The sequence below is a fragment of the Stenotrophomonas chelatiphaga genome (assembly GCF_001431535.1).
In the GTDB taxonomy this organism is placed as follows: domain Bacteria; phylum Pseudomonadota; class Gammaproteobacteria; order Xanthomonadales; family Xanthomonadaceae; genus Stenotrophomonas; species Stenotrophomonas chelatiphaga.
Genome location: NZ_LDJK01000135.1, coordinates 1 through 616 on the forward strand (window position 1 = coordinate 1; position 616 = coordinate 616).

Annotated in this window: 2 pseudogenes; both read right to left on the reverse strand. The window is 68.8% G+C overall.

Annotated elements, in window-relative coordinates:
* A pseudogene (locus tag ABB28_RS17490) lies at nt 1-237 on the reverse strand (hypothetical protein); the annotation flags it as partial.
* A gap of 63 nt (nt 238-300) precedes the next feature.
* Nucleotides 301-616: pseudogene (locus ABB28_RS17495) on the reverse strand (OmpA family protein); the annotation flags it as partial.

Genomic DNA, 616 nt, shown 5'->3' on the forward strand with positions numbered 1-616 from the left:
CAGGTGCTTGAGCATGGCCAGCATCGGCATCGGATCATCGGCGTTGCCCATGGTCTGGCCGCCGATCGACAGCAGCCACTGGCGCCCCTGCAGGCCGATCGCCGCGACCACCTGGCCTTCTTCGTTGGTCAGCACGGCGTGGTTCTGTACCTGCTGCTGGTCGCTCAGGCGGGCGAAGGCGCGCTTGGGCTGCTGCTTCTTGCGCTTGTCGCGCTTGGCTTTGGAAAGCTTGGACATGGTGGGAGCCTGAAAAAAGGGAAGGCCGCCATTGTAATGGCCCAGCGCAGGGCGCGCTTGGCGCTACGGCGCGGCGTCGCCCACCACGGCCGGCACCTGCGCGGCCTGCACGTCCGGATCGGCCACGGCGGCGGACAACGCGACCGGCGAGCCGGCGCCTGCCAGCGCAGAGGCTTCGGCATCGCGGGTCATCACCACGATGCTGATGCGGCGGTTGATCGGGTTGGCCGGGTTGGTCTTGTCGAACAGCACCGAAGACGCCAGCCCGACCACGCGGGTGACCTTGGCCTCATCCAGCCCGCCATCCACCAGCGCGCGGCGGGCCGCATTGGCGCGGTCGGCGCTGAGTTCCCAGTTGCCGTAGCCGTGCGTGGTGGTG